This window comes from Nonomuraea sp. NPDC049684 (assembly GCF_044465345.1).
In the GTDB taxonomy this organism is placed as follows: Bacteria; Actinomycetota; Actinomycetes; order Streptosporangiales; family Streptosporangiaceae; genus Nonomuraea.
The window spans coordinates 26455-49944 of record NZ_JBITLO010000028.1 but is presented as its reverse complement, the minus strand read 5'-3'; the positions used below and the strand labels follow the sequence as shown (position 1 = coordinate 49944).

Here is a 23490-nt window from a genome sequence, read left to right as displayed (position 1 = left end):
GAACATCACTCGTTGTGGCAGTTCGGTCACAGTCAGAGTGTCAGATGGGTGCCGTTGATACCTCCGGTTGTGAAGAAGGTGCTCCCGGCTAACGCACGTCCCGCAGAAGGCCGACCAACGGCGCCGCGGCGGCCGTCACGACCGCGCAGGCCAGGAAGAGCAGGAAGTAGTTGGGCCCGGGGGCGAAGGGGTCGCCGCCGACGCCGAGCAGCACCGGCGCGAGCGCGGGCGCGATCGCCGACGGCAGGTGCTTGGCCATCGCGAACGCGCCCAGGAAGCGCCCGGCCTCGCGCTCGTCGGGCAGCACCTGGGTCACCATGCCGAGGTCGACGGCGTAGTAGACGCCGGTCGCCGCCCCCGAGACCACGGCCACCAGCACCACGACGGCCACGCTCGCGGTCGCCGCCTTGAGCAGCAGCATGGCGGCCAGGACCACGGTCGCCCACAGGACGAACGGCCGCCCCCTGCCGATTCGGGCCGCCCAGCGCCCGCCGAGGTAGGCCAGCAGGCCGGACAGCAGCGTGCTGACGATCGTCGTCAGGCCCACCAGCGCGGTCGCGGCCGCGGTCGGCATCGCCAGGCGGCTCTGCAGGTAGTAGAGCGAGTACGACGAGATCAGCGCGAACCCGATGCTGACCAGCACCCGCTGGATCCACAGCAGGCGGAAGTCGCGCGCTCCGGCGGGCAGCACCAGCAGCGCCGAGGCCAGGCTGCGCAGGCTCACCGGCCGCCGCCCGGCCGGGTCGAGCCGGCGGTCCGGCAGCACGACCCACAGCGCGAGCGCGGCGGCCACGGCCAGCGCCCCGCACACCGCGAACGCCGTGACCAGCGAGTCCTTGAACACCTGGGCGACCACCATCGCGGGCACGACGCCGACGATGTTGCACATCGAGAACACGCCGGCGACCCGCGTCCGGCGCTCGGGCGGGAACTGGTCCACGACCGTGGCGGTCAGGCCGGCGACCATGGCCTGGTAGCCGCAGACGGCGACGATCCAGCCGAGCGCGACCAGGGGCACGGAACCGGCCGTGGCCAGCACGAGCAGGCCGGCCAGGCCGGTGAGCGAGCCGCCGAGGATCCAGGGGCGGCGCATGCCGTACCGGCCGGCGGTCCGGTCCGACAGGTGGCCCGAGACCGGGTTGGCGATCACGGTGGCCACGCCGCCGAGGGCGGTGACCAGGCCGAGCGTGGTCTCCTTGCCCGCCGGGGCGATCTCCTGGATCTTCAGCCCCAGCCCGAGGACGAGGGGCAGCGCGCCGGCGGCGGCGTAGCAGAGCTCGGCCAGGCCGATGGCGGCGACCAGGCCGCGGCGCAGGCGTACCGGCTCCCGGATGAGCGTCATGGCAGCAGGGCGGCGCGCAGCCGCCGGATCCGGGCCGCGGTGAGGCCGTGGGCGAGCAGGAACGTCTCGGCGCCGCCCAGGTCGTCCAGGGCGGCCAGGAAGGTGCGCATCGCGCTCTCGGGCGCGTCGAGCAGCGCCGCCGGCACGCCTCCGGCCGTCCCGGAAGCGCTCGACAGGCCGAGCATGGCCAGGACGTCGGGCAGCGCCCGCGCGGTCAGGGCGTAGTCGCGCACGATGGCCTCGTGGTCCACGCCGAGCAGGTCGAGGACGAGGGCCACGACCATGCCGGTCCGGTCCTTGCCGGCCGCGCAGTGCACGAGCGCGGGCAGGCCGTCGGCGATCTCGGCGACCACCCCGGCGAACCAGGCGGCCCGGTGGTGGAGGAGGCCGACGTACAGGTCGCCGAGGTCCAGGTCGGCGGGCAGCGCCGCGAGCCGGGCGGGGGAGGAGTCGCCGCCGGCGCCGAGCGCGGCGTGCCGGACCGCGCCGTCGAGGGCGCCGGCCCAGTCGCCGGGCCGGCGCTCGTCGTCGCCGCGCAGGTCGGCGATGAGCCGCAGGCCGGCGACCAGCCGGGCGTCCTCGGGGGTGAGGGTGTGCGGTTGCGCCGAGCGGTAGAGCACGCCCGGACGCAGGGAGGTCGCGGTGGCGACGTCCCGGAGGTTCAGGAGGGGCATGGGTCATATATATGAGTGGACGATCTGCGGAAAGGCTGCCCGCATGTGGCCGGAGGATGAACCCTGCGGCACCTTTAAGGTGTTCACGTGCCACGACAAGCCCGCTACCGGGAGATCGCCCAAGTCCTCGGCAGGTCCATCGAGTCGGGCGAACTGGCGCCGGGCGAGCGCCTGCCGACCGAGGACGCGCTGGCCGAGCGCTACGGCGTCCACCGGCTGACCGCCCGCCAGGCGATGGTGGAGCTGCGCAAGGCCGGCCTGGTCGAGACCCGGCAGGGGCTCGGGAGCTTCGTCAGGCGGGCGCCGCGCCGGATCGAGGTCTCCGTCGACCCCGAGACGCGCCGCCACCGCCCTTCGGACATCGCGGGCATGGCCGGCGTGTTCGGTGGCGGCGAGCGGGTCGTGGAGCGCGCCGAGGCGGCGCATCCGGTGGCGGCCGGTCACCTGCGGCTGCCCGGCGGCGTCGTGCACGAGATCACCACCCTGCTCCGCAACGCCGAGCGGCCCTGCGTGCTCAGCCGCTACCGCCTGGCCCCCGAGCTGGCCGGGCTGCGCCTCGACCTCAAGGCGGGCGTGCTGGCCTCGCTGGAGGCCGCCGGCCACGCCTACCGCTACGCCTGGCACGCCATCTCGGCCGAGCCCGCCGATCTGCACGACCAGAGCATGCTGGAGATGCAGGCGGGCGAGGCGGTGCTGGTGCGGGAGGGGCTGCTCACGCATGACGGGCAGCCCCTGTGTCACGTCGAGCGGCGCTGCCGCGGCGACATGATCTCGTTCGTCACCCGATATGACTGAGCAGGACCTCGGTGTCCAGCTCGTAGACCGGCGGCGCGGCCGACAGCGGCACGAGCGTGGCGAGCGCCCCTGACGGGCCGAGGTCCACGCGGGTGAACGCCTGCAGCGGCAGCGCCCGCGTGCGCCCCGCCGGGGGCATGGTGTCGGCGGCGTAGGCGCTGCCGGGGCCCACCCAGACCGGGATGCCGGCCAGCGTGCCGGCGCTCGCGCTGTGCGTGTGACCGGCCAGCACGAGCCGCACGTCCGTCCCCGCCAGCACGCGGGCCAGCCGTTCGGGCTCGCGCAGGCCGATGCCGTCCATGAGGGGCAGCACGCTCGGGATCGGCGGGTGGTGCAGCACCAGCACGCTGCCGTCGGGCGCGGGCGTGGCGAGCGTGTCCGCCAGCCAGGCGAGCTGGTCGTCGTCGAGCTCGCCGTGGTGCCGGCCGGGCACGGAGGTGTCCAGCGCGACCAGCCGCAGGCCGCCCGCCATCGTGACGGCGTCCCAGGGGCCGTCCGCGGCGCGCGGGCGGGCGGCGGCGTTCAGCCCGGCCAGGCCCGCGCGGAAGGCCGCGCGCTCGTCGTGGTTGCCCATGGCGGTCACCACGACCGCGCCGAGCGCCCGCGCGGCCTGCCCGACCGCCTCCTCCAGCAGCCGGTACGAGGCCAGGTCCCCCTGGTCGGCCAGGTCTCCCGACAGAACGACGGCGGCCACCTCCGTCCCGGAGGCCAGGACGGCGGCCAGCGCGGCCCGCAGGGCGCCCACCGGGTCCGCCGAGCCGTGCAGCGGCCCCTCGGGCACGACATGGACGTCGGTCAGATGGATCAGCGTGTACGTCATGACCGCCGACGATGCACGACGCCACTGAACGTGATCAGTCATCTATATGAATACAGTCGGACATTTCGGGCGCACGGCGCGTCTCCGCGCGTGCGACGCCGTCTCCGACGTACCTTTGGCATCATGGCCACCCGTACGCCGAAAAGCGCATCGAAGGGGCCGGCGAAGCGGTCGACCTCGCCTCGATCGACCCCCGCGAAGCGGCCGGCCACGGCGGCGGGGCGACCGAGGCCGAAGGCCGCGAGCTCCGGCCGCAAGTCCTCCGTCACCCATCCCGACCCCATCAGCTGGGTCTTCACGATGATCGGCAAGCTGATCGTCGGGCTGTGGATGCTGCTCGCCAACGGCATCGGCAGCACCGCCCGCGCGCTCGGCAAGAACGCCCGCGAGCTCGACCCCGCACACCGGCGCGACGGCGTGGGCCTGTCGGTGCTGGCCGGCGCGATCGTGCTGGCCGCGATGACCTGGCGCAACCCCGAGGGCACGGTCTCCGGCGTCGTGAACACCGTCGTGCACGCCGTGTTCGGCTCGCTGGCCTGGGCGCTGCCGCTGCTGCTGGGCCTGCTGGCCTGGCGCTACCTGCGCCACCCCGACCAGAACGCCGACACCGGCCGCATGGTCATCGGGTGGAGCGCGCTCATGGTCGGCGTGCTCGGCGTCATCCACGTGGCCAACGACACCCCCTACCCGGCGGGCCAGGGGCAGGGCATGGACAAGGTGTCGGCCGCCGGCGGCATGATCGGGTTCATCGTGTCGGCGCCGCCGATGAGCATCCTGCCGTCCTGGATCACGATCCCGCTGCTGCTGCTCCTGTCCGGGTTCGGCGTGCTGGTGATCACCGCCACGCCCGTCCACCGCATCCCCGAGCGGCTGTCGGAGCTGCGGCACATGCTGTTCGAGCGGCACGCCGAGCCGCTCGCACCGCGCGAGCCCGCCAAGCGCCGGCCGCGGGCCAAGAAGGCGGAGGCCGAGGGCGCCGAGACGGTCAAGCCGTACGACACGCCGGTCCTGGCCGAGAAGGACAAGCTGGCCGACCACTCGCCGGAGATCGTCCCCGGGCTCGTCGACGGGCCCGCGGACGAGGAGCCGTCCGTGCCGGAGCGCCGGCCGGAGCCGCCGGAGCCCACGCCCGCGCCGCGCAAGGTCGAGCAGCTCGTGCTGTCGCCGCAGGCGGGCCCGTACAGCCTGCCCGACCTGCAGTTCCTCAAGCCGGGCACCGCGCCCAAGCCGCAGACCAAGGCCAACACGACCGTGGTCAACGCGCTGACCAGCGTGCTGGAGCAGTTCTCCATCGACGCGCAGGTGATCGGCTTCACCCGCGGCCCGACGGTCACCCGCTACGAGATCGAGCTGGGCCCGGCGGTCAAGGTGGAGAAGGTCACCGCCCTCACCAAGAACATCGCCTACGCCGTCAAGTCGGCCGACGTCCGGATCCTGTCCCCGATCCCCGGCAAGTCGGCCATCGGCGTCGAGATCCCCAACGCCGACAAGGACCTGGTCGCGCTCGGCGACGTGCTGCGCTCCCAGGTGGCCCAGGCCGACCACCACCCGATGATCGTGGGCCTGGGCAAGGACGTCGAGGGCCGCACCATCGTCGCCAACCTCGCCAAGATGCCCCACCTGCTCATCGCGGGCGCGACCGGCGCCGGCAAGTCGGTCTGCGTCAACGGCCTCATCACCAGCATCCTCATGCGCTCCACCCCCGACGAGGTGCGCATGGTGCTGGTCGACCCCAAGCGCGTCGAGCTCAGCGTCTACGAGGGCATCCCGCACCTCATCACGCCCATCATCACCAACCCGAAGAAGGCCGCCGAGGCCCTGGAATGGGTCGTGGGCGAGATGGACCGCCGCTACGACGACCTGGCCGCCAGCGGCTTCCGGCACGTCGACGAGTTCAACAAGGCCGTGCGCGCGGGCAAGCTGGTGCCGCCGCCGGGCAGCGAGCGGGTCTACCAGCCGTACCCGTACCTGCTGGTGATCGTGGACGAGCTGGCCGACCTCATGATGGTGGCCCCGCGCGACGTCGAGGACTCGATCGTGCGCATCACGCAGCTCGCCCGCGCGGCAGGCATCCACCTGGTGATCGCCACCCAGCGGCCCTCGGTCGACGTCGTCACCGGCCTGATCAAGGCCAACGTGCCGTCCAGGCTGGCCTTCGCGGTGTCGTCGCTGACCGACTCGCGGGTCATCCTCGACCAGCCGGGCGCCGACAAGCTGGTCGGCCAGGGCGACGCGCTGTTCCTGCCGATGGGCGCGAGCAAGCCCATCCGGATCCAGAACGCGTTCGTCTCGGAGAAGGAGATCGCCGAGATCGTCACGCACTGCAAGGAGCAGATGCAGGTCGAGTACCGCGACGACGTGGCCGCCGCGCCGGTCAAGCGGGAGATCGACGAGGAGATCGGCGACGACCTCGACCTGCTGATCCAGGCCGCCGAGCTGATCGTGACCACCCAGTTCGGCTCGACCTCGATGTTGCAGCGCAAGCTGCGCGTCGGCTTCGCCAAGGCCGGACGGCTGATGGACCTGCTGGAGAGCCGCAACGTGGTGGGCCCCAGCGAGGGCTCCAAGGCCCGGGAAGTGCTGGTGAAACCGGACGATCTGCCCGGCCTGCTGGCCGACCTGCGTGGCGAATGACCCCAATGCACGGTTCCACGGCGATAACTGATTGAATATGAACCACTACGCACTGTCGTGGTGGGGAGGCGTTCGCTGTGCAGGAACAGAGCATCGGGGCCATGCTGGCAGCGGCCAGGCAGGCGGCGGGAATGACGGTCGCGCAGGTCAGCGCGGCGACCCGGATCAGAGAAACGATCATCAACCGGATGGAGCAGGAGGACTACGACCAGTGCGGGGGCGCGTTCTACGCCCGCGGCCACGTCAAGGCCATCGCCAAGGTCGTCGGGCTCGATCCCGAGGCCACGGTCCACCTGTTCGACCAGCAACACGGCGGGGCGCCGCAGCCCGTCCGCGCCGCCGCGGTGTTCCAGGCCGACCGCACGCTCGCCCTGCGCGAGCGCCGCGGGCCCAACTGGACGATGGCGCTCGGCGTGGCGCTGGCCGTCGTGGTGGTGTTCGGCACGGTGCGCGTGCTCGGCGGCGCGAGCGACCAGGTGCGCACCGCCGACGTGCACGCCATCACGCCCAAGCCGAGCGTGCCGCCGAACACGCCCATCACCGAGGGGCCCAGGGCCGCCGCGGGCAAGGGCAAAACGGGCAAGGGCATGGTCACCCTGAAGATCCAGGCCAGGCGTACGTCGTACGTCAACGTGCGCGACGGTCAGGGCCGGATGCTCTTCGCCGGGATGTTGAAGGCCGGGGACAGCTCGACGTGGCGGGCCGCCGAGAAGGTCAGCCTGCTTCTCGGTGACGCGAGTGCCGTGTCCTTGCAGGTCAACGGCAAGAAGGTGGACAAACTCGGGGGCCGGGGGGAGATGGTGACCCGCTCGTTCGGCCTCGACGCGTCGCCTCCGCGGTAGTCCGGCGGGGAGGCCGTGCATCAGGTGGTGGCCAACTCCCGATACCGTAGTGTTCACCATGTCATCCCGCCGAACCGCATCGCTGATCACCCTGGGCTGCGCGCGCAACGAGGTCGACTCCGAGGAGCTGGCCGCGCGACTTGAGGCTGCCGGCTGGCAGCTGGGCGACGACGACCCCGACGTCGTCGTCGTCAACACGTGTGGCTTCATTGACTCGGCCAAGAAAGACTCCATCGACACGCTGCTCGCCGCCGCCGACTCCGGGGCGAAGGTGGTGGCCGCGGGTTGCATGGCCGAGCGCTACGGCAACGAGCTGGCCGAGGCACTGCCCGAGGCGAGCGCCGTCATCTCCTTCGACGACTACACCGAGATCGGCGGCCGGCTCGACGACGTGCTGGCCGGGCGTCCGCTCAAGCCGCACACGCCGCGCGACCGCCGCACGCTGCTGCCCATCTCGCCGGTCGAGCGCGGCAGCGCGCCCAAGACCGGCATCCCGGGCCACGGCGAGCTGCCCGACGGGCTCGCGCCCGCCAGCGGCCCGCGCGTGCTGCGCAAGCGCCTCGACGAGAGCCCGGTCGCCTCGCTCAAGCTGGCCTCCGGCTGCGACCGGCGCTGCACGTTCTGCGCCATCCCGGCCTTCCGCGGGGCCTACGTCTCGCGCAACCCCGACGAGCTGCTCGCCGAGGCCGACTGGCTGGCTCATCGCGGCGTGCGCGAGCTCGTCCTGGTCTCGGAGAACTCCACCTCCTACGGCAAGGACCTGGGCGACCTGCGGGCGCTGGAGAAGCTGCTGCCGCAGCTCGCCGCCGTCCCGGGGATCGACCGGGTGCGGGTCAGCTACCTGCAGCCCGCCGAGCTGCGGCCGGGGCTGATCGACGTCATCACCGCCACCGAGGGCGTGGCCGACTACTTCGACCTGTCCTTCCAGCACGCCAGCGGCGGCGTCCTGCGCCGGATGCGCCGCTTCGGCGACCCCGAGCGCTTCCTCGGCCTCCTGGAGAGCGTGCGCAAGGGCGCTCCCGAGGCGGGCGTGCGCTCCAACTTCATCGTGGGCTTCCCGGGCGAGACCGAGGAGGAGTTCGGCGAGCTGGTCGGCTTCCTGGAGCAGGCCAGGCTCGACGTGATCGGCGTGTTCGGCTACTCCGACGAAGACGGCACCGAGGCGGCCAACCTGCCGGGCAAGCTCGACCAGGAGGTCATCGACGAGCGCGTGCGCGTGCTCACCGAGCTGGCCGAGGAGCTGACCGCCCAGCGCGCGGAGGAGCGCATCGGCACGGAGGTCGACGTGCTCATCGACGACGACCTGGGAGACGGCGGCTACGAGGGCCGGGCCGCCCACCAGGGCCCGGAGGTCGACGGCTCGGTGACGGTCCAGGGCATCGGCCTGGTCAAGGGACAGATCGTGCGCGCGGTCGTGGTCGACGCCGAGGGGGTTGACCTGATCGCGCGCATCAAGGCCAGTCCATGACCAGGGACGAGCGCCGCGTGGTAAGCCCGTGGAACATCGCCAACGTCCTCACGGTCCTCCGGTTGGCGCTCGTCCCCTTCTTCGTCGCATGCCTGTTCCTGCCCGGCACCGGCTGGCGGCTGGCCGCCCTGGGGGTGTTCGGGGTCGCCTCGATCACCGACCATCTCGACGGCGAGCTGGCCCGCCGCTACGGGCTGATCACCGATTTCGGCAAGATCGCCGACCCGATCGCCGACAAGGCGCTCACCGGCGCGGCGCTGGTGTGCCTGTCGATCCTCGACGAGCTGCCGTGGTGGGTCACGATCGTGATCCTGGGCCGCGAGCTGGGCATCACCCTGCTCCGGCTGGTGCTGCTGCGGCACGCGGTCATCCCGGCCAGCTACGGCGGCAAGGTCAAGACCGTGCTGCAGATCGCCGCCATCGTGCTCTACATCCTGCCGGGGGTGCCCGACCCGCTGCGATGGGTGGTGATGGGCGCGGCGCTGGTCGTCACCGTCGCGACGGGCGTCGACTATCTCGTACGGGCGGTCAAGCTGCGCCAGGTGGCCAGACGGGCGCGTGGGGAGTGATCTGAGCGATGGCGGACGTGGCCGAGGTTCTGGCCCTGCTGGTGCGGCAGGACGCCACCGTGGCGGTGGCCGAGTCGCTGACCGGCGGGCTCATCGGGGCCGCGTTCACGTCGGTCCCGGGGGCGTCCAAGGCGTACCGGGGCGGGGTGATCTCCTACGCCACCGATCTCAAGCGCGATCTGCTGGGCGTGCCCGGCGAGCTGCTGCGGCGCGAGGGGGCCGTGCATCCCGAGGTGGCCGCGGCGATGGCCGAAGGGGTCGCCCGGGTGTGCGGGGCGGGATACGGGCTGGCCGTGACGGGTGTGGCCGGCCCGGAACCGCAGGACGGAAAGCCCGTGGGCCTGGTGTACGCCGCGGTCCACGGCCCGGACGGGGAGAACCTGGTGCGGGCGTTGAGCCTTGAGGGGTCGCGCGAACGTATCCGGGTAAGGACGGTGCACGAGGCAGTCGATCTCCTTGCAGGTGTGCTGAAGGCCAACAAAGGGGAACATTCCGGATGATTACCGTGTTACGTCCCGAGCGAACATGCGAAGCACGGTCTGACGCGGTGTCGATGGATACGGGTACGGTGGAGCTGTGAGTGAGGTCCGTGAGCCAACTGCAAGCACCGAGCGCCCGGCAGGCGGGCCTGATGAGTCGCGCGACCAGGCACGAGCGGCAGACCCGGGGCGGCGACGCCCCATGATGACGGCGAGGAGTATGTACGAAGCCAAGAAGACCAATGTGCGGCACGATCCGATCGCGCGGGGCGTGGTGAAGACATCCACGCCGGGGAGGGAGCGACAGATGATTCTGCTGCGTCAGCTGCTCGGTGACGTGCTGAGGCGGTTGCGGGTGCGTCAGGGGCGCACGCTACGCGAGGTGTCCACGCTGGCGCGTGTCTCGCTCGGCTATCTTTCCGAGGTCGAACGCGGCCAGAAGGAAGCCTCGTCCGAGCTGCTCGCGTCCATTTGCGGTGCTCTCGGTGTGCCGCTCTCGCAGGTGTTGCGTGAGGTTTCCGACCAGTTCGCGCTGGCGGAGCTCCAGGCCGCGCCTGTGCTGGCCGACATGCCCGAGCACGAGCGTCTGCCCCTTGCCGAGACGGTTCCCGGCTCGATCGGCGACACCGTCTTCCCCGAGGTCAAGGACATGGTGGCGGCCTAACGCGGCTGGCAGCCACCACACCACAGGATCAGCCTTTCCTGTGGCTGTGCCCCCATCTCCCCGCGGCTGATGCGCGTGCCGCATCGGCGACAGGGTCTCCCTGCCCTGCCGTAGACCCAGGTCTGGTTCGCCGGGCGGCGATCACCTGTCGTCACCGTGCCGCCATGCCCCTTGTTGGCCTCCAGCAGCCGGTGGGCCAGCGTGACGAGCCCTTCGAGATCCTCGATCTCCCCGACCTTCCGCCACGGCCAGATCCCGCGCAGGAACAGGGTCTCGGCGCGATAGATCGTGCCGATCCCCGCCAGGTTGCGCTGATCGAGCAGCGCTTCGCCGATCGTCCTGTCCGGTGCCGCTCGTAGCCTTCGTACGGCCTCGCCCGGATCCCAGTCGGCGCCCAGCAGGTCAGGCCCCAGGTGCCCCACCAGCCGCGGCTCGTCGGCGGTCGTGACCAGGTCGACCATGCCGAGCTTGATCCCCACCGCCTGCCACTCCTCGTTGGCCAGGATCAGCCGCACCTGGTCGCCGCCGGCCGTGCGCCGCCCCGCGGGCATGACCCGCCAGCTTCCGTCCATGCGCAGGTGGGTGTGCACGGTCAGGCCGCCCTCGACCCGGGTCAGCAGATGCTTGCCCCTGGAGACCGTGGTGAGCACCGCCCGGCCCCTCAGGTCGGCGGTGGCGTGCCGCGGGACGCGGAAGTCCGACCTGGTCAGCACGCGGCCGTCGAGCGCGCCGCGCAGGCGCGCAGCGGTGCGGTAGACGGCGTCTCCCTCGGGCATCCCTCCAGTCTAGGTACCCGTCCTCCGGCCGGGGCGGCGGCCACGGGCCCGAGGGCGCCCGCGGCCAGTGCCCGGCGCGGCGGTCAGTCCCAGGCGGCGGGGTCGGCGGCGAGCTGGCGGACGCGCTCGGGAAGGCTGCCCGAGGCGACCTGTTCGAGCGTGACCTCCTCCAGGATGGCCCGCTCGGTGGCGCGCAACGCGATCCACACCTGCTGCAACGACTCGGCCGGGCCCCGGTAGCCGACATGTTCGGGACGCTCGCCGCGCACGTTGGCCAGCGGCCCGTCCACGGCCCTGATCACGTCGGCGAGCGAGATGTTCGCGGCGGGCCGGGCCAGCACGTAGCCGCCCTCGGGACCCCGCTGGCCGCGCACGAGGCCGGCGCGGCGCATCTGGAGCAGGATGTTCTCCAGGTATTTGGGAGGCATGTCCTGTTCCTTGGCGAGCTCACCCACGGTAGTCGGACCCGCGCCGGCTGCGGCGAGTTCAGCGGCGGCACGGAGGGCGTAGTCGACACGAGCGGAAAGGCGCATGTTCTCGATTATCCCTCCTGGTCAACACTGGTTAGGCGCAAGGTCGTCAGAACGGGCAGGTGATCCGAATACGGCAACCGCGGCGCCTGCGCAGAAACCGCAGTCAATCCCTTGGTGAGCAGCACGTGGTCGATGCGCTCCTTAGGGGCGTCGGCGGGCGAGGTCGGCGGGTTCCCGAACGCGGTCAGCGGGTCGCTCAGCCCGGCCGCCTTCAGCACCTCCATGGCCGGATCGGTGGGCCGCGTGTTGAGGTCGCCCGCCAGGATCACCGGCCGCCTCACCTGTGCCCCCGCTCCGACGGAGAGGTGCCCGGCGGCGGCGGCGTCCCGGCCGGCGGCCAGGGCGCGGGCGATGGCGGCCACCTCGGGCGCCTGGCCCTCGGGGGCCTGCAGGTGGGTGTTGACGATGCCCACCTCCCTGCCGCCGACCTCCAGGACGATCGTCTGGGCCTGCGCCCCCGTGGGGTAGTCGTGGGCGCCGAGGGGGTGGGAGTGCACCTGCTTGACCGGGAGGTTGGTGAGCAGCGCGTCGCCCCACACCTTGTCGGCGGCCGGCGCGAAGTGGTAGCGCATGCCGAGGCCGCGGGCGATCCTGGCCAGGTCGTCGTGACCGCCGTTGAGCAGCCAGCCGCGGTCCACCTCGCTCAGCAGCACGATGTCGGGCTTCTGGGCGGCGGCCCAGGCCGCGATCTTGTCGAGCGACAGGCGGCCGTCCAGGCCGTAGCCCATGCGGATGTTGTAGGCGATCAGGGTGAAGGTGTCGCCCTGCTTGGCCCGTACGGGCGGCGCGGCCGGCGCCCCCAGCGTCACCAGCCCCACCAGCAGGACGGCGACGCCCAACGGCAACCAGCCGATGCGGACCGGCACGACCGGCTGCGGCGTGTGCCGGACCAGGGCCGTGACCACGCAGAGGACGGCCACCAGCACCGCCACCGCCACGAGGACGAAGCCGTTGGGGAAGCCCAGGTCGAGGTCGTAGGCGGCGTAGTAGACGAACAGCCCGACGAAGAAGACCAGCCCGCCGCCGAGCACGGCCACGCCGGGACGCCGCCCGGCGGGACGGTCGAGCCGCGCGGTCCCGGCGAGCAGGCCGCCGAGCCAGCCGATCATCAGCACGGTGAAGTAGGACGCCGACAGGGCCAGGCCCACCGCGCAGACCACCAGCAGGACCCCGAGGATGAGGTCGAAGATCGGCGACAGCGGCGGCTGGGCGGCCTGCGCCACGACCATGACCAGGACGACGGCGAGCAGGCCGGCACCTGCCAGCACCGGCCACACGTCGGTCGGGCTCTGCTCCGGCTTGGCCCAGCCCGTGGCGGCCACGCCGGTCAGCAGCATCGCCGGGCCGAGCAGGAACCAGGTGAGCGTGGGCGCGCGGTCCACCTCGGCGGCCGGCGGCCGGACCAGGCTCAGGAAGGCGGCGCAGGCGCAGAGCACCGCCGGCCACGGGACGAGGCCGTCGCGCCAGACCAGGTCCACGCCGTCCAGCAGCAGGTGGACGATCAGTGACAGGCTCAGGCCGCCCATGACGCCGACGGGGACCGCCCGGCGCGGCACGGCGTGGGCGCAGCCGTACAGGAAGACCAGGCCCGCGGTGACGCCGGCGGAGGCGACGTAGAGCTGGCTCGCGCCCGCCTGCAGCAGGATCCTGGCGAGGACCAGCGCCGCGGCGCCGCCGAGCAGAGCGTGGCGCGGCTTGGCTAACAGCGCCAGGAAAGGCAGGATGAACCAGGCGGCGGCGTAGAGGCCCATCAGCTCCGGCGGCGTCTCGCCCGCCCGGCCGAACAGGGTGATCAACGACGGGAGGAAGACTCTCAACACGTCCAGCAGCAGCACGAGGCCGAGCGCGAGCATGATCGCCGGGCCGCGGGGGATTGTCATGAGGCATCCTCGTGTTCGGCTCCGATGATATGCAAGAGCTGGGGCGCTAAACTTCCAACAACCTTTTCGAATTGACGGTGGGAATCAGCGTGGAGCGTCGTCCTGGTGTGCCCAGACTTCTCCGGGAGATCAACGATCGGGCCGCACTGGAGCTGTTGCTGGCCACCGGCCCCATGACGAGGGGGCAGATCGGCGACCTGACCGGTCTGTCCAAGGTCACCGCCTCCCAGACGCTCGCGCGGCTGGAGGAGCGCGGCCTGGTCGAGGTGGTGGGCGCGCAGGCGGGCGGCAGGGGGCCGAACGCGGCGCTCTACTCGGTCATCCCCTCCAGCGCGTACGTGGCCGGTCTGGAGGTGGGGCCCGAGCTGATCTCCACTGCCGTCGCCGACATCCACGGCCGCACCATCGCCGAGGTCACCGTCGATCCCGGCGGCCGTGACGACCCGGTGGCCGCGGTGCACGGTGCGATCGTCAAGGCGTGCCGCAGCGCGAAGGTCAGCCTGGCCAAGCTGCGCGGCGTGGTGATCGGCACGCCGGGCGTGGTCGATCCGCGCAGCGGCGACGTGCGCTTCTCCTTCGACCTGCCGGGCTGGCACGAGGGCATCCACGAGGCGCTCGCCGGCGACCTGCGGCGCGAGGTGACGATCGAGAACGACGTGAACCTGGCCGCCATCGCCGAGTACGCCGACGGCGCGGCCAAGGGCGTCGACGACTTCGTGCTGGTGTGGGCGAGCCGGGGCCTCGGCATGGCCGTCATGCTGGGCGGCAAGCTCCACCGGGGGCGTTCGGGCAGCGCGGGGGAGATCGGCTACCTGCCGGTGCCCGGCGTGCCGCTGCCTGAGGACATCCGCACCAAGCCGGGCCGGCTGCCGTCGCTGGCGGGCGGCCTGCAGTCGCTGGTGAGCGCCGAGGCGGTGGCCGAGCTGGCCCGTGGCTACGGCTTCACGGCCGAGAGCGCCGGCGAGTGCGTCGAGGTCGCGGTGGCGGCCGGGTCCCGCGGCGAGCCGATGCTCGACGAGATCGCCCACCGGCTGGCGCTGGGCGTGGCGGCGGTCTGCGTGATCCTCGACCCGGGGCTGGTCGTGCTGGCCGGGGAGGTGGGCCACGCCGGCGGATCCGCGCTGACCTCCCGGGTGGAGGAGGCCGTGGCGCGGATCTGCCCGGTGCGGCCGCAGGTGGTCACCACGGCGGTGGCCCACGCCAACCCCGTGCTGCGCGGCGCGGTGCTGGCCGCCCTGGACCAGGCGCGCGAGGAGCTCCTCGCGCCCTGATCCGGCGGGCCGTGGCCGCCTGTCTCAGGCGGTGATCAGTTCCACGGCGGCCTGGGCGTTGGCCCTGGCCGCCCCGTACGTGGCGATGTAGGCGGCGCTGTCGGGCCGCCAGACGGGCAGGCCCATCTCGATCACCGTCGCGTCCTGGCGGGCCGCCACCAGGGCGGAGACCAGTTCCTGGCTCTCCTGGTAGCGGTGGGCGTCCTTCACCACGATGACCAGCGACCGGTTCGCGGCCTTGGCCAGCAGGGCGGGGACGTCGGCGGCCGCGGGCTCGACGCGGACGATCTCGGCGTCCGGCAGCCACGGGCCCACACCCCATGGCACGTTCCCCACGGCGATCGTGGGCGGGGTGTCCACCTCGATCACCAGGGGTTCCACCAGGGGTTCCGTCTCGCCGGTCAGCCGCACGGCGCGGCGGGCGGCGTGCAGGCCGACCCCGTTCTGCTCGGCCGCGATCACCTCGGGCGTGCCGAACCAGGCCCGCAGCGCTCCCACGCGGTCGGCCGCCTCCTCCAGCCTGGCGGCCGGCAGGCGGCCCTCGGTCACCGCGGCCACGATCTCCCCGATGACCCGCTGGACGTCGTCCTCGCCGGGGATCGGGCCGAGGCAGATCAGGTCCGCCCCGGCCGCGAGCGTGAGCACGGCGCCGTTGGCCAGGCCGACGCTCTTGGTGATCGCGTGCATGTCCAGCGCGTCGGTGATCACCACGCCGTCGTAGCCGAGCTCGCCCCTGAGGAGCCCGGTCAGAGCGGCGGGTGACAGGGTGGCCGGAGTGTCCCCGGTCACCACCGGAACCGCCACGTGGGCGGTCATCACGGTCCTGGCGCCGGCCTCGATGGCCGCCCGGAACGGCGCGAGCTCGCGGGCGCGCAGCACGTCCAGGCCGACGTCCACGACGGGCACGGCCAGGTGGGAGTCCACCCGGGTGGCGCCGTGGCCGGGGAAGTGCTTGACGCAGGCGGCCACGTTCACCGACTGCAGGCCGTTGACCGCCGCGACCGTGTGCCTGGCCACCAGCGCCGGGTCGGCGCCGAAGGACCTGGTCCCGATCACCGGGTTGTCGGCCTCGGTGTTGACGTCCGCGCTCGGCGCGAGGTCCAGGTTGATGCCGCACGCGGCCAGCTCGGACCCGATCGCCGCATAGACCCGGCAGGTCAGGTCCACGTCGTCGACCGCCCCCAGCGCCGCGTTCCCCGGGTACGGGCTGCCGACGTGGTAGGCCAGCCGGGTGACGTCCCCGCCCTCCTCGTCGAGCGAGATGACGGGCTCGGCCGAGGCGCGCAACGTCGTGGTGAGCGACCTGACCTGGTCGGGACCGGCGACGTTGAACCCGAAGAGCGTCACGCCGCCCAGGCCGTTGTCCAGCTCACGCAGCACCCAGTCGGGCGCCGTGGTGCCCTGGAAGGCGACGAGCAGCGTGCCGGCCGCGAGGCGACGCAGCCCCCGATCACTCTGACTCATGGCTCCTCATCACTTGAATGACGGCACGATCGGGTACGGCCCGGACCAGCCCGAGCCGTACGAGGATCAGTGCCTGTTACCCCTTCACGGCGCCGGCGGTGAGACCGGCGACCATGCGGCGTTGTACCAGCAGGAAGAAGACGACCACCGGAAGGGTCATCAGGGTGGAACCGGCCATGATCGCGCCCCAGTCGACGCCCTTCTGGCCGAAGAAGTACTGCAGGGCGACCGGCATCGTGTAGCCCTCGGAACCCGACATCAGGTAGAGGGCGAACACCAGATCGTTCCAGGCGGTGATGAACGAGAAGATGCTCGTGGCCACCAACCCCGGCGCGACCAGCGGGAACAGCACCTTCCAGAACGTGGTCAGGCGGCTCGCGCCGTCGATCCAGGCCGCCTCCTCCAGCGTCCGCGGCACCGCGGCCACGAACGTGCGCAACATCCAGATGCCGAACGGCAGCGTCAGCGCGACCTGGGTGATGATCAGCCCGATGAGCTGGTCACCCAGGCCGACCCGCTTGACCATCATGTACAGCGGGATGAGCAGGCCCTCGGCTGGCAGCATCTGCACGATGAGCAGGATGACCAGGAACGTGCCGCGCCCCTTGAAGCGGAAGCGGGCGATGGCCGTGGCCGACAGCAGCGCGAAGACCGAGCCGATGAGCACGGTGCCGAGCGCCACGATCGCGCTGTTGCGCATGTAGAGCCAGATGGAGTTGTTCGCCACGCCCTCGGTCAGCACCCGCGCGAAGTGGTCGAAGGTGAAGTGCGTCGGGAACGGGATGAACTCCGTCGTGAAGATCTGGTCGTTCTCCTTGAAGCCGGTGGAGACCATCCAGTAGACGGGGAAGACCGCGTAGAGGAAGACCAGCACGCCGGCCGTGTTCAGGAGGATCTTCCCGAGCTTCTTGCGGGCCAGCGCGTTCACATCTCCTCCTGCTTCACGATCTGCCGGACGTACGCGACGGTGATGATGAGCAGGATGATCGTCAGCACGATGGAGATCGCCGCGCCCGTGCCCAGCTTCTGCGGGGGCTTGAACGCCTCCGCGACCGCGTACATCGACAGGTTGAAACCGTCGCGGTTGGTCGGGCCGTTCATCAGCACGTAGAGCTGGCTGAAGACCTTGAAGTCCCAGATGATCGACAGGATCGTCAGGACGGCGAAGACCGGCTTGAGCAGCGGCAGGGTGATCTTCCTGAACGTCCGCCACGCCCCCGAGCCGTCGACCTTGGCCGCCTCGTACAGCTCGGACGGGATGCCCTTGAGGCCGGCCAGCACCGAGACCGCGATGAACGGGAACCCGGCCCACACCACGCACACGATCAGCGCGACGTAGAGCGGGAAGGTGTCGTTGAGCCAGGGGGTGCCCGACCAGTCCCGCTGGCCGGCGGGCGGCGCGGCCAGCCAGTCGGGCAGCAGGTTGAGCAGCCAGTTCACGATGCCGGACTCGGCGTCGAAGAGCGAGCGCCAGATGACGCCCTGCGCGACCGGCGGCACGGCCCAGGCGAACATGCACCCGATGACCACGAACAGGGACATCTTCTTGCCGAGCTTGTTCAGCAGGACGCCGACCGCGGTGCCCACGATCAGGGTGAGGCTGACGGCGACGAAGGCGAACACCACGGTGTTGCGCAGAGCCGACCAGAAGATGTCGTTGGAGAGGACCTTGTTGAAGTTGTCCAGGCCCACCCATTCGGCCGGCTTGCTCCCCCTGATCTGCGCGAGCCCGACCTTCTGGAAGGCCATCACGCCGAGCTGGAACATCGGGTACAGCAGCAGTCCCGCGATGACCAGCAGACCGGGGACGAGCAGCACGTACGGGATGCTCCAGGTGGGCATCCCGGTGGCCTTGACGGGCCCGCCGCCCTTCTTACGGCGGCGCCCCGGGGCGGGGGACGAGCCCCTGCCCCGGGTGACCGTAGTCGTGTTCGCCATCGTTACTGGTTCAGGATCTCTTCGAGTTCCTTGTTGGCGTCAGCGAGGGCCGTGGTGGTGTCCTTCTTGCCCTCGATGACGGCGCGTGCCGCGTTCTGCAGCACGGCCTTGGTGGCGTCGGCCTCGGCCCAGTTCGGGTCGGCCGGGAACGCCTTGGCCTTGGCGAAGGCCTGGGCGAACGGGCCCTGCGCCGGGTCCTCGTTCAGCGCCGCCAGGGTGTCGGGGTAGACCGGCAGCAGGCCGCCTTCCTTGGCGTAGCGGTCGGCCCAGGTCTTGCTGGTGGCGAGCTTGATGTACTCCTTGCCGAGGTCGGCCTCCTTGGTGCCGCCCCACAGCGCGATGTCGTTGCCGCCGAAGAAGGACGGGGCCAGGCCGCCGGTCTTGGCGGGCAGCGGGAAGAAGCCGAGCTTGTCGCCCTTCAGCTTGCCCTTCGAGTCCTCCTCGATGCCGGGCAGGTCCCAGCCGGCGGTGAGGTACATCGCCACCTTGTTGTTGGCGAAGCGCTTGCGGATGTCGACGGTGTTCAGCGTCAGGTTCGCCTTGCTGGACAGACCGCCGGTGACCAGGCCGGTGTAGGTCTCGAAGCCCTTCTGGAAGCCGGGGTCGGTCAGCTTGCCGACCCACTTGTCGCCCTCCTTGACGGCGAACTCGCCGCCCTCGGACCAGGCGAACGCGGCCAGCAGGTGGTTGGCGTCGGAGCCGCCGTTGAAGGCGAAGCCGTCGACGCCGGCGCCCTTCTCCTTCTGGATCTTCTTGGCCGCGGCGACGAGCTCGTCCCAGGTCTTGGGAACCTCGATCTTCAGGTCGGCGAACCAGTCCTTGCGGTAGAGCACGGCGCGGGCGCCGGCGCCCCACGGGATGCCGTAGACCTCGCCGTCGACCGTCTCGTAGCCGTAGAGGTTCTGGGGGATCTGGGCCCGGTCACCCTCGTGCGCGATGTCGGTGATGGGAGTGAGCGCGTCCTGGCTCTGCCACATCGGGACCTGGTCGTTGCCGATCTCGGTCACGTCCGGGCCGGTGCCGGTCGCGGCGGCGGCGAACTTGTCCGCCACCTGCGGCCACGGGATCCACTCAAGCTTGACCTCGGCGCCGGTCTGCGTCTTGAACTCGGCGTTGAGCTCTTCCATGTACTTGGCGGCGGCAGGGTTGCTGTCGCCGAGACGCCACACGCTGAGCGTCTTGCCCGCGAACTTCGGGCCACTGGAAGCGGGGGCGGCCGCGCTGGACGACGGCTTCGGCTCCTCGCTTGACCCACAGGCGGCCAGGCCCAGGGCCAGGGCGGCCGTGGTGACCGTAGTGGCTGTGATCTTCGCGATCCTCACAGGGTTCTCCCTTCCCGGGTGCTGGCCTACGGTCCGCACCAGGCTGATCGTCAAATGCCGAACGACGCTGTTAAACTAACAAGAAACTTTCTTAAAAGAAACGCTCGTTAGCCATTCGTGACGAGAGGGGTGCGGTAATGAGTCGAAGCCCGGGGATCCCCCGGTTGCTGCGCAGGTTGAACGACCGCTCGGCACTTGAACTCCTCCTCGCGGACGGTCCGCTGACCCGCGCCGAACTGGGGGAGCGAACGGGGCTATCCAAGGTAACCGCAGGTCAGCTGCTCGCTCGACTCGAAGAGCGGGGCCTGGTGGAGGTCGCGGGCGAGCGCGCCGGCGGCCGGGGCCCGCACGCCGCCCTGTACGCCGTGGTTCCGTCGAGCGCGTACGTCGCCGGTCTGGAGGTGCTGCCCGACAGCCTCACTGTCGGTGTGGCGGACATCACAGGTAAAATCGTTGTCGAGGTGACGGTCAACCCGTCCGACGCCCGTGATCCGGTCAAGGCGGTCCACTCGGCCGTCCAGCGGGCCTGCGCCACGGCCAGCGTCGAGCTCTCCCAGCTCCGCTCCTTCGTCATCGGCACCCGGGGCGTCGTCGATCCCCGCAGCGGCGACGTGCGCTGGTCCTACGACCTGCCCGACTGGCACGTCGGCGTGCTGGCCAGCCTGCGCCAGACCCTCGGCGGCTCGGTGACGATAGAGAACGACGTCAACCTCGTCGCCCTGGCCGAGAGCCGCTACGGCGCCGCCGTCGGCCACGACGACTTCGTGGTCATCTGGGCCGGCGTCGGCCAGGGCCTCGGCGTCATGCTCGGCGGCCGGCTGCACCGGGGGATCACCGGCGGCGCGGGCGAGATCGGCTGGCTGCCGGTGCCGGGGGAGCCGCTGCCGTCCGACGTCTCGCAGCCGCAGTCGGGCTCGTTCCAGCGCCTGGTGGGCCACGACGCCCTGCGCGGCCTGGCCGGCGAGCACGGCGTGATCGGCTACACCGTGCCCGACCTGGTCCGCAACGGCGACGAGGACTACCTGGACGAGGTGGCGGGCCGCCTGGCCGTGGGCGCGGCGGCCGTGGCCGTCGTGCTCGACCCCGGGCTGATCGTGCTCAGCGGCGACGTCGGCCGGGCCGGCGGCGAGCGGCTGGCCGCCAAGGTCGAGGAGGCCGTGGCCCGCGTGTGCCCGAGCCAGCCGACCGTGGTGACCACCAAGGTGACCGGCAACGCGGTGCTGCGCGGGGCCATGGTCGCGGCCCTGGAGCAGGCCCGGGAGCAGGTTTTCTCCGACACTGTGTGAGAATTTCTGCCCATGTGGCAGCTCGACACCGACGTAGTCCTCATCTCCGATCCGCGCGTCTCGGCGATCCCCGTCCGGGAGTGCGGCGAACCGCTGGCCGACGTACGCGGGCGGCTGCGGGTCGACACGCGGATGGCCGACGCCGACGGCGCGTACGCGCACCTGCGCGCGGGGCTGCTCGACCGGCTGGAGCGGGCCGAGCGCTCGTTGCCCGACGGCTTCCACCTGCTGATCGTCGAGGGATACCGGCCCATCGCCACGCAGCGGCGTATCTTCGAGGGGTATCGCGAGGAGCTCCTCACCACTTATCCCGACATGTCGCCTGACGAGTCCTTTATCGCGGCCAGTCGGTATGTCTCCCCTGTTGAGGTCGCTCCCCACACCGCCGGCGCCGCCGTCGACCTGACCCTGTGCGCCCCCGACGGCACCGAGTACGACATGGGCACCCAGGTCAACGACAACCCCGAGGAGAGCGACGGCGCCTGCTACACGGCCGCCGCCGGCATCCCGGCGCAGGCCCGCGTCCACCGCGAGATCCTGGCCGCCGCCCTGGAGCCCGTGGGCCTGGTCAACTACCCGACCGAGTGGTGGCACTGGTCGTACGGCGACCGCTACTGGGCCATGTCCACCGGCGCCCCCGCCGCCCTGTACGGTCCTGCCCCCTTCTAGCCAGGTTTTCCCCCGGCAGCGGTACGGGCACAACCTGTGGCGGAGGCTCTTCGGACTCCCCCAGCGAGGTGTGCATGGTTCCGTTGATCGGGATCGAAGAGGAATACCTCGTCGTCGATCCCCGCACCCGCCACGTGTCCCCCCGGGCGGCCGAGGTCCTGGCCGCCGCGACGGACATGCTCGACGTGGCCCACGAGATCACCCGTTTCCAGGTGGAGGCCCGTACGCCGCCCTCCGCCGACCTCAGTGAGCTGGGCTCCCAGCTCCGGGCAGCACGGAAGGAGGTGGCCGAGGCGGCCCGGTCCTGCGGCCTGGCGGTCGTGGCCAGCGGCATCCCGGTGCTCGGCAACGTCATGCCGCCGCCGCTCACCGACGACCACCGCTACCAGCAGGGCAAGGAGCTCTACCGGGCGTTGCAGGACGAGATCAGCATCTGCGCGCTGCACGTGCACGTCGACGTACCGGACGAGGAGATCGCCGTCTACGTCGGCAACCATCTCAGACCCTGGCTGCCGACGCTGATCGCGCTGGCCGCCAACTCGCCGTTCTTCGTGGGCCGCGACACCGGCTACGCGTCCTGGCGGGTGATCAGCTGGGGGCGGTGGCCGGTGTCCGGGGCGCCGCCGTACTTCCCGACGTTCGGCGACTACGAACTGGCGCTGCGGGCGCTGTCGGAGTCGGGCGCGCTGATGGACCCCAAGACGGTCTTCTGGGACACCCGTCCGTCGCCGAGGCTGCCGACGGTCGAGATCAGGGTGGCCGACGTGCCGCTCGACGTGAGCGACAGCCTGACGATCATCGGCCTGATCCGGGCCCTGGTCGTGACCGCGTTGCGGGAGGTGGCGCGCGGCGACCGCGGGCTGCCCATCCCGTCGGAGGTGCTGCGGGCCGCCTACTGGCGGGCCGCCCGGGACGGCCTGGTCGGCGACAGCCTCGACGTGCGGCACGGAACGCTCGTGCCCGCCACGGTGATGGCCCGCCGGCTGTTCGGGCACGTGAGCGCCGCGCTGGCCGAGGCCGGCGACCTGACCTTCATCGACGAGGGCCTGGAACGGCTGCTGAGCAAGGGCTCCGGGGCGGTGCGCCAGCGGCGCGTGCACGCCCGGGGCAACGACCTGACCGACGTGGTCGACGACCTCATCGAGGCCACCGTCGCCTGACCCGCCCGTTCACCGCAGTCCCGCCGCATTTCCACCGCATTTCCATCGCGGTTTCGACGCAGTTCTCAACGCAGCGCGAGCACCGCCGCCACGCCGAGGCCGAAGGTCACGACGACGCCACGGAGCACGTTCGGCGGCATGAGCCGGGCCACGCGGGTGCCGAGGAAGCCACCCGCCAGGCTGGCCGGCGCCACCACCGCCACGGCCTGCCACTCCACCGGCCCGAACAGCGCGAACGCCACCACCGACACCGTACTGACGACCAGCGACAACGCGGCCCGTACGGCATTGACCCGGTGCAGGTCGTCGTGCAGGAACATGCCGAGCACGGCCAGCAGCAGCACGCCCATCCCGCCGTTGAAGTAGGCGCCGTAGCAGCCGCCCACGAACACCCCGGCGTACACCAGCCTGCTCGGAGGCTGCCCGGCCGCGCCGCCGAAGCGGTCCTTGAGCCACGGCTGGGCCAGCAGCGCGAGGCTGGCGAACGTCACCAGCCACGGCACCAGCGAGTCGAACAGCCGGCCCGGCGTGAGCAGCAGCAGCGAACAGCCCGCCACGGCGCCCGCCACGGTGGCGGCCGACAGCGCCGTCACCCTGCGCCGCTGCCCGCGCAGCTCGGCGCGGTAGCCGACGACGCCGCCCAGGTAACCGGGCCACAGGGCCACCGCGTTGGTGACCGACGCCGTGACGCCCGGGTAGCCGAACGCCACCAGCGCCGGGAAGGAGATCAACGTGCCGCCCCCGGCCAGAGCGTTGACCACCCCAGCCAGCAACCCGGCCCCCACCAGAAAGACAACCTCCCCAACCGTCACCACCCCACCCCCAACCGAACCACCCGCCCGGCGCTGGCCCCGGCCGTTGGCCGGGGCGTGCGGTCGGTGGGCGTCCTCGCTTTGAGGTGGGA

22 protein-coding genes are annotated in these 23490 nt (G+C 71.6%); 11 read left to right on the top strand and 11 right to left on the bottom strand.

The features are described 5' to 3' along the window. Nucleotides 1-88: 88 nt before the first annotated feature. Both ACIBST_RS48070 and ACIBST_RS48065 read right to left on the bottom strand, forming a co-directional pair. Nucleotides 89-1342, bottom strand: a complete 1254-nt coding sequence (locus ACIBST_RS48070; RefSeq protein ID WP_397180150.1) for an MFS transporter — start codon at nt 1340-1342, stop codon at nt 89-91. Beyond that, on the bottom strand, nt 1339-2016 hold the full coding sequence (locus ACIBST_RS48065; RefSeq protein WP_397180149.1) for a tyrosine-protein phosphatase: 678 nt from the start codon (nt 2014-2016) through the stop codon (nt 1339-1341). The genes ACIBST_RS48070 and ACIBST_RS48065 overlap by 4 nt, the downstream gene beginning before the upstream one ends. Before the next feature lie 87 nt (nt 2017-2103). On the opposite strand from ACIBST_RS48065, the gene ACIBST_RS48060 reads away from it, so the two are divergent. Beyond that, nucleotides 2104-2811 carry a GntR family transcriptional regulator gene (locus ACIBST_RS48060; RefSeq protein WP_397180148.1) on the top strand — a complete coding sequence of 236 codons (708 nt, stop codon included), beginning with the start codon at nt 2104-2106 and terminating at the stop codon, nt 2809-2811. Here ACIBST_RS48060 and ACIBST_RS48055 read toward each other — a convergent pair. Continuing rightward, on the bottom strand, nt 2795-3631 hold the full coding sequence (locus ACIBST_RS48055; protein ID WP_397180147.1) for a metallophosphoesterase: 837 nt from the start codon (nt 3629-3631) through the stop codon (nt 2795-2797). The two genes, ACIBST_RS48060 and ACIBST_RS48055, sit on opposite strands and share 17 nt — an antisense overlap. Nucleotides 3632-3754: 123 nt before the next feature. Between ACIBST_RS48055 and ACIBST_RS48050 the strand changes: the two genes are divergently transcribed. The 6 genes from ACIBST_RS48050 (at nt 3755) to ACIBST_RS48025 (ending at nt 10287) form a co-directional block, all read left to right on the top strand. Beyond that, nucleotides 3755-6265 carry a DNA translocase FtsK gene (locus tag ACIBST_RS48050; protein WP_397180146.1) on the top strand — a complete coding sequence of 837 codons (2511 nt, stop codon included), beginning with the start codon at nt 3755-3757 and terminating at the stop codon, nt 6263-6265. Nucleotides 6266-6342: 77 nt separating this feature from the next. After that, nucleotides 6343-7107, top strand: coding sequence for a helix-turn-helix domain-containing protein (locus ACIBST_RS48045; protein WP_397180145.1), 765 nt, complete (start codon nt 6343-6345; stop codon nt 7105-7107). A 58-nt stretch (nt 7108-7165) separates the two neighbouring features. Then, the gene (gene rimO / locus ACIBST_RS48040; RefSeq protein ID WP_352323163.1) at nt 7166-8575 is read left to right on the top strand and encodes a 30S ribosomal protein S12 methylthiotransferase RimO; all 1410 of its coding nucleotides are present in this window, start codon (nt 7166-7168) and stop codon (nt 8573-8575) included. Then, entirely contained in the window at nt 8572-9144 is a 573-nt protein-coding gene (gene pgsA / locus ACIBST_RS48035; RefSeq protein ID WP_357985696.1) for a CDP-diacylglycerol--glycerol-3-phosphate 3-phosphatidyltransferase, read from the top strand. Before rimO ends, pgsA begins: the two co-directional genes overlap by 4 nt. An 8-nt stretch (nt 9145-9152) precedes the next feature. After that, a complete protein-coding gene (locus ACIBST_RS48030) occupies nt 9153-9644 on the top strand; it encodes a CinA family protein (RefSeq protein WP_397180144.1) in 492 nt (163 codons plus the stop codon). Nucleotides 9645-9930: 286 nt separating this feature from the next. Then, complete coding sequence (locus tag ACIBST_RS48025) at nt 9931-10287, top strand: helix-turn-helix transcriptional regulator (protein WP_352323171.1); 357 nt, start codon at nt 9931-9933, stop codon at nt 10285-10287. On the opposite strand, the gene ACIBST_RS48020 is transcribed toward ACIBST_RS48025, so the two are convergent. The 3 genes from ACIBST_RS48020 to ACIBST_RS48010 all read right to left on the bottom strand — a co-directional run bounded on the left by ACIBST_RS48020 (nt 10284) and on the right by ACIBST_RS48010 (nt 13476). Beyond that, nucleotides 10284-11063 carry a DNA-formamidopyrimidine glycosylase family protein gene (locus ACIBST_RS48020; RefSeq protein WP_397180143.1) on the bottom strand — a complete coding sequence of 260 codons (780 nt, stop codon included), beginning with the start codon at nt 11061-11063 and terminating at the stop codon, nt 10284-10286. The genes ACIBST_RS48025 and ACIBST_RS48020 overlap by 4 nt on opposite strands. A gap of 83 nt (nt 11064-11146) precedes the next feature. After that, nucleotides 11147-11596 carry an Rrf2 family transcriptional regulator gene (locus ACIBST_RS48015; protein ID WP_358291879.1) on the bottom strand — a complete coding sequence of 150 codons (450 nt, stop codon included), beginning with the start codon at nt 11594-11596 and terminating at the stop codon, nt 11147-11149. A gap of 8 nt (nt 11597-11604) precedes the next feature. Beyond that, nucleotides 11605-13476, bottom strand: a complete 1872-nt coding sequence (locus tag ACIBST_RS48010) for an endonuclease/exonuclease/phosphatase family protein (protein ID WP_397180142.1) — start codon at nt 13474-13476, stop codon at nt 11605-11607. A gap of 89 nt (nt 13477-13565) precedes the next feature. Here ACIBST_RS48010 and ACIBST_RS48005 point away from each other — a divergent pair, with 89 nt between their 5' ends. Beyond that, nucleotides 13566-14747, top strand: coding sequence for an ROK family protein (locus tag ACIBST_RS48005; RefSeq protein ID WP_397180173.1), 1182 nt, complete (start codon nt 13566-13568; stop codon nt 14745-14747). A gap of 24 nt (nt 14748-14771) precedes the next feature. Here ACIBST_RS48005 and ACIBST_RS48000 read toward each other — a convergent pair whose 3' ends face one another. The 4 genes from ACIBST_RS48000 to ACIBST_RS47985 form a co-directional block, all read right to left on the bottom strand. Then, nucleotides 14772-16211, bottom strand: a complete 1440-nt coding sequence (locus tag ACIBST_RS48000) for a glycoside hydrolase family 3 protein (protein WP_397180141.1) — start codon at nt 16209-16211, stop codon at nt 14772-14774. Between the two features lie 76 nt (nt 16212-16287). Then, nucleotides 16288-17139, bottom strand: a complete 852-nt coding sequence (locus ACIBST_RS47995; RefSeq protein WP_352352381.1) for a carbohydrate ABC transporter permease — start codon at nt 17137-17139, stop codon at nt 16288-16290. Continuing rightward, nucleotides 17136-18149: a carbohydrate ABC transporter permease gene (locus tag ACIBST_RS47990; RefSeq protein WP_397180140.1), complete on the bottom strand. Its 1014-nt coding sequence runs from the start codon at nt 18147-18149 to the stop codon at nt 17136-17138. The genes ACIBST_RS47995 and ACIBST_RS47990 overlap by 4 nt, the downstream gene beginning before the upstream one ends. 2 nt (nt 18150-18151) lie before the next feature. Then, on the bottom strand, nt 18152-19471 hold the full coding sequence (locus tag ACIBST_RS47985) for an extracellular solute-binding protein (RefSeq protein ID WP_397180139.1): 1320 nt from the start codon (nt 19469-19471) through the stop codon (nt 18152-18154). A 137-nt stretch (nt 19472-19608) separates the two neighbouring features. Between ACIBST_RS47985 and ACIBST_RS47980 the strand changes: the two genes are divergently transcribed. The 3 genes from ACIBST_RS47980 (at nt 19609) to ACIBST_RS47970 (ending at nt 22586) form a co-directional block, all read left to right on the top strand. Further along, on the top strand, nt 19609-20757 hold the full coding sequence (locus ACIBST_RS47980; protein ID WP_352323153.1) for an ROK family transcriptional regulator: 1149 nt from the start codon (nt 19609-19611) through the stop codon (nt 20755-20757). 12 nt (nt 20758-20769) lie between these two features. Further along, a complete protein-coding gene (locus ACIBST_RS47975; RefSeq protein WP_397180138.1) occupies nt 20770-21426 on the top strand; it encodes a M15 family metallopeptidase in 657 nt (218 codons plus the stop codon). 74 nt (nt 21427-21500) lie between these two features. Beyond that, a complete protein-coding gene (locus ACIBST_RS47970) occupies nt 21501-22586 on the top strand; it encodes a glutamate--cysteine ligase (RefSeq protein ID WP_397180137.1) in 1086 nt (361 codons plus the stop codon). 65 nt (nt 22587-22651) lie between these two features. On the opposite strand, the gene ACIBST_RS47965 is transcribed toward ACIBST_RS47970, so the two are convergent. Further along, the gene (locus ACIBST_RS47965) at nt 22652-23371 is read right to left on the bottom strand and encodes a sulfite exporter TauE/SafE family protein (protein WP_397180136.1); all 720 of its coding nucleotides are present in this window, start codon (nt 23369-23371) and stop codon (nt 22652-22654) included. Nucleotides 23372-23490: the final 119 nt, after the last annotated feature.